This is a genomic window from Sphingobium sp. Cam5-1 (genome assembly GCF_015693305.1).
Lineage (GTDB): Bacteria > Pseudomonadota > Alphaproteobacteria > Sphingomonadales > Sphingomonadaceae > Sphingobium.
This window is the reverse complement of the sequence record NZ_CP065138.1, coordinates 751,870-767,397: the sequence shown is the minus strand read 5'-3', so window position 1 is coordinate 767,397 and position 15,528 is coordinate 751,870. Positions and strand designations below refer to the sequence as shown.

General features: G+C 61.8%; 21 protein-coding genes. 13 read left to right on the top strand and 8 right to left on the bottom strand.

What is annotated here, in order from left to right; translation table 11 throughout:
• Positions 1–45: 45 nt before the first annotated feature.
• Together ygfZ and IZV00_RS03840 are read left to right on the top strand one after the other, a co-directional pair.
• Complete coding sequence (gene ygfZ, locus IZV00_RS03845; RefSeq protein ID WP_196225856.1) at positions 46–783, top strand: CAF17-like 4Fe-4S cluster assembly/insertion protein YgfZ; 738 nt, start codon at positions 46–48, stop codon at positions 781–783.
• Positions 780–1,544, top strand: coding sequence for a glutaminyl-peptide cyclotransferase (locus IZV00_RS03840; RefSeq protein WP_196225855.1), 765 nt, complete (start codon positions 780–782; stop codon positions 1,542–1,544). Before ygfZ ends, IZV00_RS03840 begins: the two co-directional genes overlap by 4 nt.
• Here IZV00_RS03840 and IZV00_RS03835 read toward each other — a convergent pair.
• Positions 1,541–1,846, bottom strand: a complete 306-nt coding sequence (locus IZV00_RS03835; protein WP_196225854.1) for a plasmid stabilization protein — start codon at positions 1,844–1,846, stop codon at positions 1,541–1,543. The genes IZV00_RS03840 and IZV00_RS03835 overlap by 4 nt on opposite strands.
• A gap of 125 nt (positions 1,847–1,971) precedes the next feature.
• On the opposite strand from IZV00_RS03835, the gene IZV00_RS03830 reads away from it, so the two are divergent.
• From IZV00_RS03830 to IZV00_RS03810, 5 genes are all read left to right on the top strand, one after another.
• Positions 1,972–2,304 carry a hypothetical protein gene (locus IZV00_RS03830; protein ID WP_196226493.1) on the top strand — a complete coding sequence of 111 codons (333 nt, stop codon included), beginning with the start codon at positions 1,972–1,974 and terminating at the stop codon, positions 2,302–2,304.
• A complete protein-coding gene (locus IZV00_RS03825; RefSeq protein ID WP_196225853.1) occupies positions 2,301–2,546 on the top strand; it encodes a hypothetical protein in 246 nt (81 codons plus the stop codon). Before IZV00_RS03830 ends, IZV00_RS03825 begins: the two co-directional genes overlap by 4 nt.
• A gap of 103 nt (positions 2,547–2,649) precedes the next feature.
• Positions 2,650–3,579: a DUF808 domain-containing protein gene (locus IZV00_RS03820; RefSeq protein ID WP_196225852.1), complete on the top strand. Its 930-nt coding sequence runs from the start codon at positions 2,650–2,652 to the stop codon at positions 3,577–3,579.
• A 28-nt stretch (positions 3,580–3,607) separates the two neighbouring features.
• On the top strand, positions 3,608–4,999 hold the full coding sequence (locus tag IZV00_RS03815; protein ID WP_196225851.1) for an MATE family efflux transporter: 1,392 nt from the start codon (positions 3,608–3,610) through the stop codon (positions 4,997–4,999).
• Positions 5,000–5,082: 83 nt separating this feature from the next.
• Positions 5,083–5,403, top strand: a complete 321-nt coding sequence (locus IZV00_RS03810; protein WP_196225850.1) for a hypothetical protein — start codon at positions 5,083–5,085, stop codon at positions 5,401–5,403.
• A 34-nt stretch (positions 5,404–5,437) separates the two neighbouring features.
• Here IZV00_RS03810 and IZV00_RS03805 read toward each other — a convergent pair whose 3' ends face one another.
• The 3 genes from IZV00_RS03805 to IZV00_RS03795 form a co-directional block, all read right to left on the bottom strand.
• Positions 5,438–6,208 (bottom strand): ABC transporter permease, encoded by a 771-nt coding sequence (locus tag IZV00_RS03805; RefSeq protein ID WP_196225849.1) that lies wholly within the window; start codon positions 6,206–6,208, stop codon positions 5,438–5,440.
• The gene (locus IZV00_RS03800; protein ID WP_196225848.1) at positions 6,205–7,137 is read right to left on the bottom strand and encodes an ABC transporter ATP-binding protein; all 933 of its coding nucleotides are present in this window, start codon (positions 7,135–7,137) and stop codon (positions 6,205–6,207) included. Before IZV00_RS03800 ends, IZV00_RS03805 begins: the two co-directional genes overlap by 4 nt.
• 64 nt (positions 7,138–7,201) lie before the next feature.
• Positions 7,202–7,831 carry a class I SAM-dependent methyltransferase gene (locus IZV00_RS03795; RefSeq protein ID WP_196225847.1) on the bottom strand — a complete coding sequence of 210 codons (630 nt, stop codon included), beginning with the start codon at positions 7,829–7,831 and terminating at the stop codon, positions 7,202–7,204.
• A gap of 324 nt (positions 7,832–8,155) precedes the next feature.
• Between IZV00_RS03795 and IZV00_RS03790 the strand changes: the two genes are divergently transcribed.
• Complete coding sequence (locus IZV00_RS03790) at positions 8,156–8,458, top strand: glycine zipper 2TM domain-containing protein (RefSeq protein ID WP_196225846.1); 303 nt, start codon at positions 8,156–8,158, stop codon at positions 8,456–8,458.
• Between the two features lie 72 nt (positions 8,459–8,530).
• Here IZV00_RS03790 and IZV00_RS03785 read toward each other — a convergent pair whose 3' ends face one another.
• Both IZV00_RS03785 and IZV00_RS03780 read right to left on the bottom strand, forming a co-directional pair.
• A complete protein-coding gene (locus tag IZV00_RS03785; RefSeq protein WP_196225845.1) occupies positions 8,531–8,815 on the bottom strand; it encodes a hypothetical protein in 285 nt (94 codons plus the stop codon).
• A gap of 134 nt (positions 8,816–8,949) precedes the next feature.
• Positions 8,950–9,357 carry an EVE domain-containing protein gene (locus tag IZV00_RS03780; RefSeq protein WP_196225844.1) on the bottom strand — a complete coding sequence of 136 codons (408 nt, stop codon included), beginning with the start codon at positions 9,355–9,357 and terminating at the stop codon, positions 8,950–8,952.
• A 75-nt stretch (positions 9,358–9,432) separates the two neighbouring features.
• Between IZV00_RS03780 and IZV00_RS03775 the strand changes: the two genes are divergently transcribed.
• A complete protein-coding gene (locus IZV00_RS03775) occupies positions 9,433–10,377 on the top strand; it encodes an isopenicillin N synthase family dioxygenase (protein WP_196225843.1) in 945 nt (314 codons plus the stop codon).
• A 12-nt stretch (positions 10,378–10,389) separates the two neighbouring features.
• Here IZV00_RS03775 and IZV00_RS03770 read toward each other — a convergent pair whose 3' ends face one another.
• Positions 10,390–10,773, bottom strand: a complete 384-nt coding sequence (locus IZV00_RS03770; protein ID WP_196225842.1) for a dihydroneopterin aldolase — start codon at positions 10,771–10,773, stop codon at positions 10,390–10,392.
• A gap of 110 nt (positions 10,774–10,883) precedes the next feature.
• Between IZV00_RS03770 and IZV00_RS03765 the strand changes: the two genes are divergently transcribed.
• From IZV00_RS03765 to IZV00_RS03750, 4 genes are read left to right on the top strand one after another with little or no spacing between them, the layout of a single operon-like run.
• On the top strand, positions 10,884–11,402 hold the full coding sequence (locus tag IZV00_RS03765; protein WP_196225841.1) for a GNAT family N-acetyltransferase: 519 nt from the start codon (positions 10,884–10,886) through the stop codon (positions 11,400–11,402).
• A 43-nt stretch (positions 11,403–11,445) separates the two neighbouring features.
• Positions 11,446–12,012 (top strand): DUF1285 domain-containing protein, encoded by a 567-nt coding sequence (locus tag IZV00_RS03760; RefSeq protein WP_196225840.1) that lies wholly within the window; start codon positions 11,446–11,448, stop codon positions 12,010–12,012.
• Positions 12,009–12,620, top strand: a complete 612-nt coding sequence (locus IZV00_RS03755; RefSeq protein WP_196225839.1) for a CoA pyrophosphatase — start codon at positions 12,009–12,011, stop codon at positions 12,618–12,620. Before IZV00_RS03760 ends, IZV00_RS03755 begins: the two co-directional genes overlap by 4 nt.
• The gene (locus tag IZV00_RS03750) at positions 12,601–13,812 is read left to right on the top strand and encodes a CCA tRNA nucleotidyltransferase (protein ID WP_196225838.1); all 1,212 of its coding nucleotides are present in this window, start codon (positions 12,601–12,603) and stop codon (positions 13,810–13,812) included. Before IZV00_RS03755 ends, IZV00_RS03750 begins: the two co-directional genes overlap by 20 nt.
• Here the strand turns inward: IZV00_RS03750 and IZV00_RS03745 are convergent.
• On the bottom strand, positions 13,776–15,527 hold the full coding sequence (locus IZV00_RS03745) for a putative bifunctional diguanylate cyclase/phosphodiesterase (protein WP_196225837.1): 1,752 nt from the start codon (positions 15,525–15,527) through the stop codon (positions 13,776–13,778). The two genes, IZV00_RS03750 and IZV00_RS03745, sit on opposite strands and share 37 nt — an antisense overlap.
• Position 15,528 lies beyond the last annotated feature (1 nt).

Here is a 15,528-nt window from a genome sequence, read left to right as displayed (position 1 = left end):
TGCTCGCCGCTTGGATATGATCGGCGTCTGTCCTACCTAAAGCCGATGACCGGCACCACCCTAACCGACCGCGCGCTACTCAGAATTTCAGGTGAGGAGGCGCGGTCCTTCCTGCAAGGCCTGCTGACCCGCGACGTCCTGACGCTCAAGGCGGACGAACCACGCTGGACCGGCCTGCTCACGCCGCAGGGCAAGGCACTGTACGACTTCATTCTATGGGCGGACGGCGACGATGTGCTGATCGATTGCGAGGTGGCACAGGCCGACGCGCTGGCCAAGCGGCTCACCCTCTACCGCCTGCGCCGTAAGGTGACGATTGCACGGGAGGATTCACTCGCGGTCCACTGGTCGCTCGCAGCCACTGACAAGCCCCTCGACCCGCGCCTCGCTAACCTCGGCCATCGCTGGCTCGCTCCGCCCGCGTCGGACGACGCCTCCGCCGCCTTCCGCGCGCACCGCCTGTCGCTCGGCGTTTTCGAAGGCGCGGATGAACTCGGCCAGGACCAAACGCTATGGCTGGAAACCAATGCAGGCGAACTGCATGGCGTCGACTTCGACAAGGGCTGCTATGTCGGTCAGGAAAACACCGCCCGCATGCATTATCGCAGCAAGGTGAACCGCCGCCTTGTCGCCGTGCCCTTGGCCAACGCTGACGAGAAACGCCAACGCGCCGCCCTCCCCGACCTTAACCTGTCCATCGAACTGCGCCGCGTCGAAGACATCGATCCCGCGACCCTGCCCCCATGGCTCGCCGCCGCGATCGCGGAGCAAGCTGCCGAATGAAGCACTTCCTGCTCGCCCTGCTCGGGGCTTTCGGCATCGCCGTACCCGCATGGGCCGACACTCCCTGGACGCTGGTCAAAGCCTATCCTCACGATCCCAAAGCCTTTACCGAGGGCCTCTTCTTCCATGACGGCGCCCTCTACGAAAGCACCGGGCTTGAAGGCCAATCGGAAATCCGCAAGGTCTCGCTTGAGGACGGCAAGGTCCTCGAAAGCCGCACCCTCGCGCCGCAATATTTCGGCGAAGGCATCGTCAACTGGAAAGACCGGCTGATCAGCCTGACCTGGCGCCATCGTCAGGGCTTCGTCTGGAAACTCAATGACTTCTCGCCCATTTCCCAGTTTCGCTATGAAGGCGAAGGCTGGGGCCTGACCCAGGACGGCCACCACCTCATCATGAGCGACGGCACATCGCAGCTTCGCTTCATCGACCCCGAAACGCTTGGCGAAACGCGCCGCATCACCGTGACCCTCCACGGACGTCCGATCGAGCGCCTGAACGAACTGGAATATGTGAAGGGCGAGCTATGGGCGAACATCTGGTATGACACGCGCATCGCCCGGATCGATCCCGCGACCGGCAATGTCATAGACTGGATCGACATAGCCCCCCTCATCCGGGAAAGCGGCGTCGCTGATAGCGAAGCTGTGCCCAACGGCATCGCCTATGACCAAAAGCGCGACCGCATCTTCGTCACGGGGAAATATTGGCCAAAGCTGTTTGAGATACGCCTGCAAAAGCAAAGCAGGGACGCGCGCTAACCGGCCGCCTTCTTGCGCCGCGTTTCCCATCCCTTCTTCGCCGCCGCAGATCGATCCGCCGCCGACCGCCCAGCCGAAGCGGCACCGCCCTTCCGACCGCCTTTGCGTGAAGAAACATGCGTGTCAGGCTTCCCGCGCCCCGACCCGGACTTGTTTCCGCCGCCAGATTCCTTGTTCACCGTCGCCCAGGCCCGCCGCTCCGCCTCCTTGCGGGAAACGCCGCGATCCTCATAGCCTTCCTCGATATGTTCGGCCTTACGCTTTTGCTTGTCGGTATAACTGCCCTTATCACCACGCGGCATGATCCATCTCCTGTCAGCAGTCCCCACACTGCCTTCCAACGATCATCCGGCCATCGCGTTCACAACGCTGCGCTTGCGTCACGAAACTGGCGGAACGGAAGCTGATGGGCGGGCGTTCCCCGGCTATGGAACAGCGCACCCTTATCGAACGGCTGGCCCGCCATCTCGCCGCGCAGGACCCCGATCAGTGGCAAGCGCACGTAGCCGACGCAGCCAGCATCCTCGCCATCATGAAGGACCCTGACCCTGCCATGCGCGAGGCGGGAGACGAAGCCCAATGGCGCGCTATGATCAACGCCGCGCTTCGGGAGCGTTGGGCGGTCACGACCCATCCCGGCGGCGACCATGCCGAACCCGGCACCGATGAAGAGGGCGAATTTTCCCTTCATCCCCATGGCGTTACCCAGGACCGTGCCGACTGGGTCCATGTTCATGACAGGCAGGAGACATCATCATGAAGGGGTTGCTGAAACTGGCATTTCTTGGCGGGCTGGGCGCTGTGGCTTGGCGTAGCTGGAAAGACCGGAAGGTCCAGGCCGGAATTGACGATCGCGCTCCGGTGGGATCGTCGGGGATCATCCGGGACGCCGGTCCCGCAGAACAGCATATCGCGCCAGGCGACTGGGACATGATTGACGAGCAGGTGGACGAATCCTTCCCGGCAAGCGATCCACCCGGCAACTATCGCGGCATCGCCTGACCTGCTCTGACCGGCGCGGTTGCTCCTGACCGGCCCGCACTCTATGAGGCGGGCCGGTAATCGGCCGGGTCGGCATTGACCTACAAAAGGGGAAATCCAGCAAATGCCTTCGGGTCTCATCGCGCTGCTCGACGACGTAGCGGGAATAGCCAAGCTCACAGCCACCTCCCTAGACGATGTTGCCGCAGCCGCAGGCAAGGCCGGGTCCAAGGCGGCCGGGGTGGTCATTGACGATGCGGCGGTGACGCCCCGCTATGTCATGGGGCTGACGCCGGATCGCGAGCTTCCGATCATCTGGAAGATCGCGCGCGGGTCGCTGCGCAACAAGCTGCTGTTCCTGCTGCCCGCCGCCCTGCTGCTGAGCGCTTTCGCTCCTTGGCTTCTCCCACCATTGCTGATGCTCGGCGGCGCATTCCTCTGCTTTGAGGCCGTCGAAAAGCTGCTGGAGGCAATTGAGGGCGGGCATGACGTCGCGCAGGAAGCGCTCGCCACCCACAGTTCACAGGAGCTGGAGGACCAGAAGGTCTCGGGCGCCATCCGCACCGACTTCATCCTTTCGGGCGAGATCATGGCGATCGCGCTCGGCACCGTGGCGGCAGAACCGCTTTGGGAACAGGCGCTGATCCTGATCGTGGTCGCGATCCTCATCACTGTAGGCGTCTATGGCGTCGTCGGCTTTATCGTAAAGATGGACGACATCGGCCTGCACCTCACCGACCGCCCGTCGCCAACAGCGCGCAGCGTGGGACGCGGGCTGGTTCATGCCATGCCGATCCTGATGAAGATCCTGTCCGTGGTTGGTACGGCCGCCATGTTGTGGGTCGGCGGCGGCCTGATCGTTCACGGGTTGCATGAGTTCCACTGGGATCTGATCCCCGGCGCCATCCACCATGTTGCGCAAAGCGTTGCGGCCACTGCCCCAGCCATCGGGCCTTTCCTGGATTGGACCATAACCGCGATCGGCGGCGCCATCGTCGGGCTGGTGATCGGCGGGATCATCGTTGCGGTGCTGCACCTGTTCAAAAAGCATTGAAGGACGCGACACGCCGGGCATTCGGCCAATGCAGAACTTAAGAACGCCCCAAACCCATTCCCCCTGGCGTGTAGAGGCCGTCGCCCTGCTCGCCCTTGCGCTGCCGATGATCGCGGGGAATGTCGCCTGGGCAGGGATAGCCGCGACCGACCTATTGCTGATCGGCCGTCTGGGCGCGCAAAGTGTGGCGGCGGGCGCGCTCGCCATCAACCTGTTCCAGACCCTGCTCATATTCGGCATGGGCCTTGTCACCGCCGCCGCGCCGCTGATCGCCAATGAACGTGGCCGCCGTCGCCATTCCGTCCGCGACGTGCGCCGCACGGTCCAACAGACGCTGCGCGCCGCCTTTTTCTTCGTACTGCCCGCCTGGGCACTGCTCTGGCATAGCGAAGCCATCCTTCTGGCCATGGGGCAACAGCCTGACCTTGCCCATCAGGCCGGAGTCATGATGCGCGGGCTGCAATGGGCGCTGCTTCCCTTCCTCGCCTTCTCGACGCTGCGCAATTTCATGTCGGCGCTGGAGCGGCCGGTCTGGGCCGTGGTCGTCATGCTGCTTGCCATACCCTTCAACCTCTTGGCGGGCTGGGTTCTGATCTTTGGCAAGCTGGGCATGCCAGCCCTTGGCCTACTGGGCGCGGGCCTCGCCAGCACCCTCTCCTCCTGTTTCCTTTTCTTGAGCCTTCTGGCGGTGATCCTGATCGACCGGCGCTTCCGCCGCTATCGGGTGATGGGTCGCTTCTGGACCGGCGACAGGGACCGGCATCGCGCCGTCTGGGCGCTCGGCCTGCCTATCGCGATCACAGTCGGTTTTGAAACCACCGTCTTCAACGCCTCGGCCATCCTCATGGGCCTCATCGGCCGCGATTCCCTCGCCGCGCATGCCGTCGCGATTCAGATCGCCGCGCTTCTATTCATGGTGCCCATGGGCATAGGTCAGGCGGCCACGGTACGAGTCGGCCTCGCTCAGGGGCGCGGCGATGCTGCCGAAATCGGACGCGCTGGCTGGCTCGCCCTCCTGCTGGGCTTCGGGTTCGCGCTGGCCGCCGCCATCCTGCTTATCACCGTGCCCCGTCTGCTGATCGGCGCCTTCCTCGACCTCACCGATCCCGCAAACGCTCGAACGGCGGCGCTGGCCGTCAGCTTCCTCGCCGTAGCCGCGCTGTTTCAACTGGTGGATGCCACACAGGCGGTCGCCGCCGGTGTTTTACGCGGCCTGCACGATACGAAGGTGCCGATGATCTTCGCGCTGATCGGCTACTGGATCATCGGCATGGGCGTGGGAACAGTCCTCGCTTTCCCGCTCGGGATGAATGGCCTCGGCATATGGTTGGGCCTCGCCAGCGGCCTTGGTGCGGTTGCGATGCTACTGCTCATACGCTGGACGATGCGGGAACGGCTGGGCCTCGTCAGCTCATCCTGAAAAGCGCCCGGATGCACTTTACGCCGATATTGCGGCGCACAAAGCAATTGAAGACAGCCTGCGAATCGGTAATGACGAAAATCATGACTGCCCCGACGACCATTTTCGAAGCCATCGCGCTTCAGAAATGCCTGAAGGCGACCTATAATAAATTGGTCGTCAAGCTGGCGCCCCACATCCTTTACACGCGCCATGATGAGATGTTCATCGACGCGGTGACGGTGGAACGCGAAGGCGGTCCACCGCGCGAACTGAAGCTTGGCACATTCAAGCTGGCGGGCCTCAACGACGTCACCGTGCTCGATGAGACGTTCGAGGCGATGTACGGCCTCTATAATGAAACCGACGACAAATATAAGGGCGTGACCCTCTTCGCCGTCGCGCCCGAAAGCGCAGTCGCCTGAGAGCCGACGGAGCGGCCCCGGCAGGCCGCTCCCTTCATTTCTTCAGCCGATAGCCGGTACGGAATACCCATCCGATAACCGCCAGGCACACCGCCAGCATCGCGGCGATGAACAACAGGCTGAACTCGATCCCCACGTCACCCCGGCCGAAAAAGGTCCAGCGGAAGCCCGACACCAGATAGACGATCGGGTTGAACAGCGTCACCGTACGCCACGGCTCGGGCAGCATATGCACCGAATAGAAAGCGCCGCCCAGAAAGGTCATGGGCATGATCAGCAGCAGCGGGATAACCTGCAATTGCTCAAAGCTCTGCGCCCAGATGCCCAGGATGAACCCGAACAGGCAGAAACTGATCGCGATCAGCACCATGAATGCCACCATGGCAATCGGATGCTCGACATGGACATCCACGAAAAGATGCGCCGTCACGAATATGATCATGCCCACGCTCAACGCCTTGGTCGCCGCCGCGCCGACATAGGCGATCACCGTTTCCGTCGCCGATACCGGGGCGGAAAGCAGCTCGTAAATGGTGCCCGCGAATTTGGGCATGTAGATGCCGAAGCTCGCGTTGAAGATGCTTTCAGTGAACATCGACATCATGATGAGGCCGGGCACGATGAACGCCGCATAGTCGATGCCGTCAATCTGCGTCATCCGCGACCCGATCGCGCCGCCGAATACTACAAAATACAGCGATGTCGTGATCACCGGCACCAGCAACCCGGTCAGCAATGTGCGGCTGAACCGGTGCAGTTCGAATTTGTAGATCGACCAGATCGCCCGATAATTAAAGCCGCTCATGCCGCCTTCTCCTGATGGACCAGGCTGACGAAAATATCCTCCAGGCTGCTCTGCTGCGTGTTGAGGTCCTTATAGCCTATGCCCAGGTCGCCCAGCGTCCGCAGTAATGACGAAACGCCGGTTCGCTCCGCTCGCGTATCGAAAATATACTCGATCTCGTGGCCATCGGACTTGAGCGACAAATCCCATTGGCCCAGTTCCGCCGGAAGCCGGTGCAGCGGCTGGTTAAGCGCCACGGTCAGGCTCTTCTTGCCCAGCTTCTTCATCAGCGCCGTCTTTTCCTCGACCAGGATCAGCTCCCCATTGTTGATCACGCCCACCCGGTCGGCCATTTCCTCGGCTTCCTCGATATAATGGGTGGTCAGAATGATGGTCACCCCGGTCTGCCGCAGCTCGCCGATCAGCTTCCACATGTCCCGGCGCAGTTCGACGTCCACGCCAGCGGTCGGCTCGTCCAGAAACAGCACGCGCGGTTCATGGCTCAGTGCCTTGGCGATCATAACGCGCCGCTTCATACCGCCGGACAGTTCCAGCATCTTATTGTTGCGCTTGTCCCAAAGCGACAGGTCGCGCAGCACCTTTTCGATATGCGCATCGTCGCGCGGCTTGCCGAACAGTCCACGGGAAAAGCGCACCGTGTCGATCACCCGCTCGAACGCGTCGGTGTGCAACTCCTGCGGAACCAGTCCGATCGCGGAGCGCGACCCGCGGTAGTCGCGCACGATGTCATGTCCGGCGACGGTCACTGTCCCACCGCTGGGCCGCACATTGCCGCAGATGATGGAGATCATCGTCGTCTTGCCCGCGCCATTGGGGCCTAGCAGGGCGAAAATCTCGCCCTCCTCAATCTCCAGATTGATGCCCTTAAGTGCCTGAAAACCCGATGCGTAGCTTTTCTTCAGCCCGGATACGGTAATGATGGACGCCATGCGCGCAAAAGCCCCTTTTTATCTGCACGCCAAGATAGGGGCGCCGGGTCCAAGCGCAACCGGCCTATTCGCCCTGGCGATGAAAGCGGAACACTGTTGCGGGTGGAAAATTGCGCACCGTCTGTCCCACGCGTGCGACTTCCAGATCCAGCGCATGCAGCACATCGCGGCTTACCGGCGGCCGCGTCGAATAGGTAAACTGGATAAAGCTGCCACCCGGCCGCAGCATGCGGAATGCTTCGGACAGAATGTCGGCGTGCATGTGGCGGTCCATCGCCAGCAGCGGCAGACCGCTTATCACCGTCTGATATTGTCCCGGCTCACCCGCCGCCGCCGTCGATACGATCTGCGCTGGCGTTTCCAGCACCGACACATGCGGAAAGTGCCGCCGCAACCCGCGCGCAAAGGCAGGGTTGATCTCCACCACCTCCAGTTTTTCAGGCGGCAGGCCAGTTTGAAGGATCGCACGGGTGAACACACCCGTGCCGCCACCCAATTCCATCACCCGGCCATCCAGCGGGTCGATATGGGCCACCATCAACCGGGCAAGATAGCGGCTGCTCGGCACCACCGAAGCGGTTTGGCGCGGCTTTTTCACCCAAGCGGCCAGGAAATCCAGATATTCCGTCGCCCGCGCCCGGAATTCGCTCCGGGGCATAGCGACTGCCCGGCCACGTTTGGACTTGTCATGCATGAGCGAAAGGTGACCAGGAACATGTCATCGCGACTCCCCTTAGCGAGCCTGAAGCGCGCCGTCGATTGGCTTTAACATGCCTTTAGATGGCAAATTTTTCACTTGTGCGGCGCGCATCGCGATTCCGGCTGGACCCGCCCTACAGTCTTGCGTGAACAAATATGTGATATCAGCCTGAAGGTGATCGGCTCAACATCCTGCTTCAGATCATTAAAGTCGAAAATACGCATTTATAATCAACATATTAGCTTGTTGCCGCAGGTTCATGCAACCTCCTCCAATATTAGCGGGTTGAGCAGCAAATCATTGTTTCGGAGGAGAATTATGCGCAAAGCCATTATCGCCCTGTCGGCCCTCTCGATGGCCATCCCTGTGTCCATGGCGGTCCCGACCGACGGGGTCAGCGCGCGGGAACATTACCGCTATCGTGAATGGCGTGGACGCGATGGCCGCACTTATTGCCGCAAGTCCAACGGCACGACCGGCCTTATCGTCGGCGGCGTTGGCGGTGCACTGCTCGGCCGCGCGATCGACACCCGCGGGGATCGCGCTACCGGCACGATTCTGGGCGCTGCTGGCGGCGCGCTCCTTGGCAAGGAAATCGATAGCAAGCGCCGCTGCCGCTAATCTGCCGATACACAAAAAGGGCGGCCTCAAAACAGAGGCCGCCCTTTTTCATATCCCTAAGAAACGGTCGGCTTATTCCGAAGCAGCTCCGCGAGCCTCTTCCACCTTGAACGCAACCGGCTGGCCGCCAGACACGCCGGACACCTTGCCGTTTTTGATCGCCAGGTTAAACGCAACGGCATCTGGATAACGACGGCCTGACACGAGCCGACCCGTCTTTGTGTCCTTCACCTGATAGACATAGGTGTAGCCTTCGTGGGTGAAGCGCTGCTTGCCTTCTTCCGCATGGGCGGGGGCAAGGGCAGCGGCGAGGGTGCCGACTGCACCGGTAAGAATGAATTTCGACAGCATTCGCATAGGTTTTCTCCTTGTGAATGCCGATCAAACACCTCTGCATTTCTGTTCTGTTGGTGTCGAACCTATGGGCCAGACACATGCGCGCAATCGCAAAAGGCGGATCACCAGTTGCACCCGACGCAACCGGCCATGCATCAAGCCTGCGACATCGCCACGATGTGACGGAACTGCGCCTCGGTCAGGGGGGACACTGACAGGCGCGACTGCCGCAGCATCACCATATCGGCCAACGCCGGGTCCGCCTTCATCGCCTTCAGCGTAACGGGCTTTTTCAGCTTTTCCTTCGGCGCGACATGCACCGCGATCCACTTGCCGCTATCGTCAGTGCTGTCGGGCGCGGCTTCCTCGACAATCTCCATGATACCGACTGCCTCCACACCAATATTGCTGTGGTAAAAGAGGGACAGGTCGCCCTTGCGCATCGCCTTCATGTGAAGCTGGGCGGCGTGGTTGCGAACACCATCCCACTCGGCCTTCCCTTTCCTGACCAGGTCGTCATAGGAAAAGGCATCGGGTTCCGATTTCATGAGCCAATAGTTCATGATCGCCTCCTTGCATCAGCCGCTTGGGCCGATCAAGGATCGGACGGCGCCAATTGACAGAAGGAAAGCCGAAACTTGCCGCACGCACCGCTGGAACAGGTTCCCCTGCTGTCCCTCACCGCGATGGCAAGGCAGAATTTTGCAACGGCGCTCGGCGATTCGTTCCGGCAATTCGGCTTCGCCATGGTGAAGGACCACGGCATGGATGCCACCCTGATCGATGATGGCTGGAGGCTCGCCCGCGCCTTCTTCGCCCTGCCGGAAGATGTAAAGCGCCGCTACGATGCCAGCAACAATGGCGGCCAGCGGGGCTACACAGCGTTCGGCCGGGAAATCGCCAAGGACGCGAGCGAGAATGACCTCAAAGAATTCTGGCATGTCGGCCGCGACTTACCCGCCGGACACCCCCTTGGCGCCACCATGCCGCCAAATATCTGGCCCCAAGAGATACCGGAATTTCAATCCACTTTAAGCCGTCTTTATGCAGAGTTCGACCGCATAGGCGCCCAACTTCTCGCCGCGATCGCCCTCTATCTCGACTTGCCCGAACATTGGTTCGACGACGCCATCGAAAACGGCAATTCGATCCTGCGCCTGCTGCACTACCCGCCAGTGTCGCCCGAAGCCCCCGGCATCCGCGCAGGCGCGCATGAGGATATAAACCTTATCACCCTGCTACTGGGCGCCGAGGAAGGCGGGCTGGAGATAAAGGACCGCCAGGGCAACTGGCTCCCCGTCGTACCGCCACCCGGCGCGCTGGCGATCAATGTCGGCGACATGCTCCAACGCCTGACCAACCACCGCCTGCGATCAACCAGCCACCGCGTCGTCAATCCTCCGCCGGAGCGGCGCGGCGTCGCGCGCTATTCCATGCCCTTCTTCCTGCACCTGCGGCCGGATTTCCTGATCGAACCGCTGCCGCAATGCGTGGACGCGGACCACCCGCGCCGAGACCCGCCGATAACCGCGCACGACTATCTGATCGAGCGCCTTCGCGAGATCGGGCTGGTGAAGGGCTGAACGCCCGTCAGCTCACTTACGCCACCGGCCCAGAGTAATGCCGATTTCCTCACCCTTCTCGCTCAACGCCAGCTTGATGATCTTAACTTCGACATGCAGCACCTTGTCATCCTGAAGGAAGATGGTGTCGATGATATGGTCCGCCACCGCTTCGATCAGCGTGAAATGCTGTCCTTCCGGCAATGCGCTCGTGGCGGCATGCTTCAGGTCCATATAATTTTTCGAACGGGATAACGGCGTATCCAGTTCATAATGATCGGCGACCTTCAACTGCGCGCGGATGGATATGCGCAGCGGTTGCGGCAGGTGGGTTTCTTCCGAATAGATGCCCGTCAGGACATCGACGTCCAGATGGTTAACCTCCAGCGTCAGAAAATCGTCAAATCCGCGGTCCATGGCTTTCCTGCTGCTGGCGATGGCCAGAATAGACTTTAATTTTGCGGAACAGGCGTTAATCCCGCCGCTCCGGCGCGGTCCATGCGCCATTGACGGCGGATCGGCAAGACGTGTCTCATATTGTGCCCCTCAACATCGTGGCGGAAGAGGCGATTGAGCAACTGCTCGACGCCGCCTTTGGCCCCGACAGGCACGGCCGCACCGCCTATCTGATCCGCGACGGCATGCCCTGGGTGCCTGAGTTGTCCTTCGGCATGATGGATGAACATGGCGAGCTGGCCGGTTCGCTCCAAAGCTGGCCGGTCGCGCTCACCCATGCCGACGGAACCCAGACACCGCTCATCATGGTCGGCCCGGTCGCCGTCTCCCCCACCCTTCAACGCACCGGTCATGGCCGCGCACTTATGGACGCGGTCGTCAATGCCGCTCGCGCCCACCATAGCGATCCGCTGATGATGATCGGCGATCCCGAATATTATGGCCGCTTCTGGGGCTTTTCCGCTGCATCCACGGGTGGCTGGACCTGCCCCGGCCCCTATGAGGCGCGCCGACTGCTCGCTCTTTCGGTCGATGGAGCCGCGATCGGTGGCGAAGGGATGCTTGGGCCGCGAATCACCACTCCGATGTGATTTCCCTTTTGCCTTCGGCGCCGCGCGATCCTATCTCGACGCCATGCCGATGGACCCGCCACCTGATCTTGCCAACCTGTCGCTGGCCGACATAGCCCGTCTGGCCGAGGAAAAGCGGCTGCCGCCCGTCGAAAAGTGGAATCCCGACCATTGCGGCGACAGCGAAATGCGCATCGCCCGCGACGGCACATGGTTTCATCAGGGTTCGCCGATCGGCCGCGAAGCCATGGTGCGCCTCTTCTCGACGATCCTGCGGCGTGAAAAGGACGGCTCTTATGTCCTTGTAACACCAGTTGAAAAACTCTCGATCGAAGTCGAGGACGCCCCCTTCCTCGCCGTCGAGCTGAAGAGCGAGAGTGAAGGCCGCGACCGCGCCCTCGCCTTTCGTCTCAACACGGGCGACCTTATCCCCGCAGGCCCCAAAAACCCGCTCGTCATTCGGGAAACGGCCGATGGCCCGCACCCCTATCTGCACGTGCGTGGCGGGCTTGAGGCGCTGGTCAATCGCAGCGTCTATTATGAGCTGATGAACCTCGCGCTGGACGAAGCAAGCGACCCGGTTGGCCTCTGGAGCAATGGCGCCTTCTACCCGCTGGACGGTTCCGCATGACCTTGGCCGACCGCGTCCGCGCCGCGCTTGCCGAAGGACATGCGCGCGAAGTCGGGATCATGCTATCGGACACACGCGATCCCCGCATCGACGGCGAACTCGTCCTTGCGCCCGCCGCCGTGCTCGTGGCCATCACTGACCGACCGGAACCCGGCCTTATCCTTACCGAGCGTGCGGCTTCCCTGCGCAAACATGCGGGGCAGATCGCCTTCCCCGGCGGCCGCGTCGATCAGGAAGACGCCAGCGAGATCGCCGGAGCGCTTCGGGAGGCGCACGAAGAAATCGGGCTACGCCCTGACATCGTGGATGTCATCGGCACGACCGACCGCTACCACACCTTCACCGGCTTCGACATTGTGCCCGTGCTGGGCGTCATCCCGGCCGACCTGCCGCTCACGCCCCAAGCGGACGAGGTCGCTGACTGGTTCGAACTGCCCCTATCCTTTGCGCTCGATCCGGCAAACCGCGTCAGCCATTCCGCCCATTATCAGGGTGTTGAACGACATTATTATGAAATAATGTGGAATGGCCGCCGTATCTGGGGCATCACCGCCGCCATACTCGCCAACCTGTCGCGGAGGCTTGATCTTGACCGCCTTATTGCCTGACGCCGATTGGCGCCACCGGCCGGGCCTTGACGGCCTGCTCGCCGCGTTGGGGGCGGAACAGGGTCTTGCCCGCTATGTCGGCGGCGCGGTGCGTGACGGACTGCTGGGGCTTCCCGTCAACGATCTCGACATCGCCACGGCGCTGGAGCCGCAAGAGGTGATGGAACGCCTGAAGGCCGCCGGGATCAAGGCTGTGCCCACCGGCATAGACCATGGCACGATCACGGCGGTGATCGGGGGCTGGCCGGTCGAAATCACCACCTTGCGCCGCGACGTCAGCACGGATGGCCGCCGTGCGACCATCGCCTACACCACCGACTGGCGAGAGGATGCTGCCCGTCGCGATTTCACCATCAATGCGCTGTACGCCGATCCCTATACCCATGAAGTGACCGACTTTTTCGGTGGCGTTGATGACCTGGCAGCAGGCCGCGTCCGCTTCATTGGCAGCGCGGCCGAGCGGATCGCGGAGGATCATCTGCGCATCCTGCGCTATTTCCGCTTCCTTGCCCGCTTCGGCCGCGACACACCGGATGAGCAGGCTTATGCCGCCTGCCGCACTGCCGCCAACAGCCTGATGGCCCTTTCGCGGGAGCGTATCGCTGATGAGCTGATGAAGCTCCTCGCCCTCCCCGATCCTTTCGCCTCGCTCCAATTGATGATCGAAGGCGGCATCCTCGTTCCCGTTCTTCCGGAGATCGACAGGGACGGACTTGCTCGACTAGCTCAGTTGATCGCGCGTGAAGCCGACGCTGGCATTCCGTACGCAGCGCTGCGCCGCCTGGCAGCCCTGCTTCCCCCCGACGCGCGCACCGCTGATGCCGTGGGCGCCCGCCTCAAACTGTCGAACAAGGCGCGAAAACGCCTCGTCCTCGCGCTGGAGCCCCATAAGGCGGCCCCATCGCTCAAGGCGCTCGCCTTCACCATCGGCGTCGAAGGTGCAATCGATCGTATCCTGCTCGATCCCATGGCCCCCCTCGACAGCATCGCCTCGCTCGAAGGCTGGACGCCGCCGCAACTCCCGATCGGCGGAGGCGCCCTGATCGCGCGCGGCCTTCCGCCCGGCCCCGAAGTCGCCAAGGCGCTGGGCGAGGTGCAGCGTATCTGGGTAGAAGAAGGTTTCCCGGAGGCAGGCCGGGTCGATCAGATCGCGGATCAGACCGTTTCGAAATTCCAACGCGCGCGCCAATAATCGAACGCGTCATTTTCGGGCATGGGGCGCGCGAAGTAAAAGCCCTGCCCGTGGCTGCATCCCATGGATTGCAGCGCATGGGCCAGTTCCTGCGTCTCCACGCCTTCAGCCGTGACATGCAGGTTCAGCGATTCGGCCAGCGACAGGATGGTGCGGACGATCGCCTGCTTGTCCTTGTCATCCAACATGTTGGACACAAAGCTGCGGTCGATCTTCAAAATGTCGATCGGCAGGCTGTGCAAGCTGGCAAGGTTGGAATAGCCCGTGCCGAAATCGTCCATGGCGATCGGCATTTGCAGGTCCTTCAACGCGACCAGCAGTTTCCGGGCCTTGTCCGGATCGGCGATGATCGCGCTTTCCGTCAGTTCGACGGTCAACCGCTTGCCCGACACGCCTGAATAGCGCAGCGCTTCCTCGAACATCGACGCCACATCATCGCGCGCCATCTGGATCGGCGACAGGTTCACATTGACCCCGACCGGCATTGCCTGTCCGAATTTCGCATCCCACCGGCTCAGCGCCTGCGCCGCCTCATAGGCCGCCCACCGGCCGAGAGGGGTGATGAGGCCGCTTTCCTCGGCCACGGCAATGAATTCGCACGGGGAAACATGGCCCAGTTCGGGGTCATTCCAGCGGGCGAGCGCTTCAAATCCGGTAATCTCCCCCGTCTGCAACTGGATGAGTGGCTGGTACGCCAAGGTAAGATCACCGTGTGTCAATGCGGTGCGCAGGCGGCTTTCGATGGAAAAGCGCCGCTGCGCTTCCTTCAGCACGCCGTTGCGATAGATTTCCACCTTGCCGCTACGCTTGGCGATCTTCACCGCCGCCTGTGCCTTGCGGATTATATCGTCGGGGTCATCGTCCAGGCTGGTCGCCAGAGCACATCCGATCGCACAGTCGACTCGAATTTGCAGATCGCTGAGGCGGATCGGCGAATTCAGCGCATCCCTTACCCTCTGTACGATATGAAGACAGTCGGACAAGCCATTGTTCAATCGAGCGAATATCGCAAAATCATTGCCGCCGATCCGCGCCAGCACATCGCCCTGCCGCAGGCTCGACTTCAAGCGCTTGGCAACCGTGATCAGCAGTTCATCGCCGGCCATCGGCCCCAGCGATTCGTTAACCCGGCTAAATCGGCTGAGATCGATCGCGATGATCCCGAACTGCGAATTTCTCGGCCATGGGGAATTGCGCAGCCGGTCATCGATCTCTTCGCCAAAACCCGTACGGTTTGGCAGCGCGGTCAGCCCGTCGGACAACAGCTCGCGACGCAGATTGCGTTCGGTCACGCGATCGCTAGTACGGTCCAGCGCTGTGAAGAGAATGAGGTGCGCCGCTTCGTCAGTCGAGGGCAGCAGCCCGGCGGTGCAGGAGAAATATTCCGGCCCTAAAGGACCATCACGCCGCAATTCAAACGTGGCGGAGACGCTTTCCGAAAGCGCAACCTTGATGATCCGTTCGCGCCAGTCCTTGCAATAAGGCGACTCGGCGCCGGTATCGCCCCTGTCCAGGAAACTGTGATAAAAAGTCTTGTTAACAGCAACGATCGACAAGTCATTGTCTTTTAAACACAACATGGCTGCGGCGTGGGGCACCGCCTCCAACCAATGCTCCATCTCCGCCAGGCAACGCAGATGCGTACGCTCGAACCTCGCGAGGAGGTTGTCGTCCAGCCTTTGACTTGGCCGAATACGCGCTGGCACCGTTTTCATG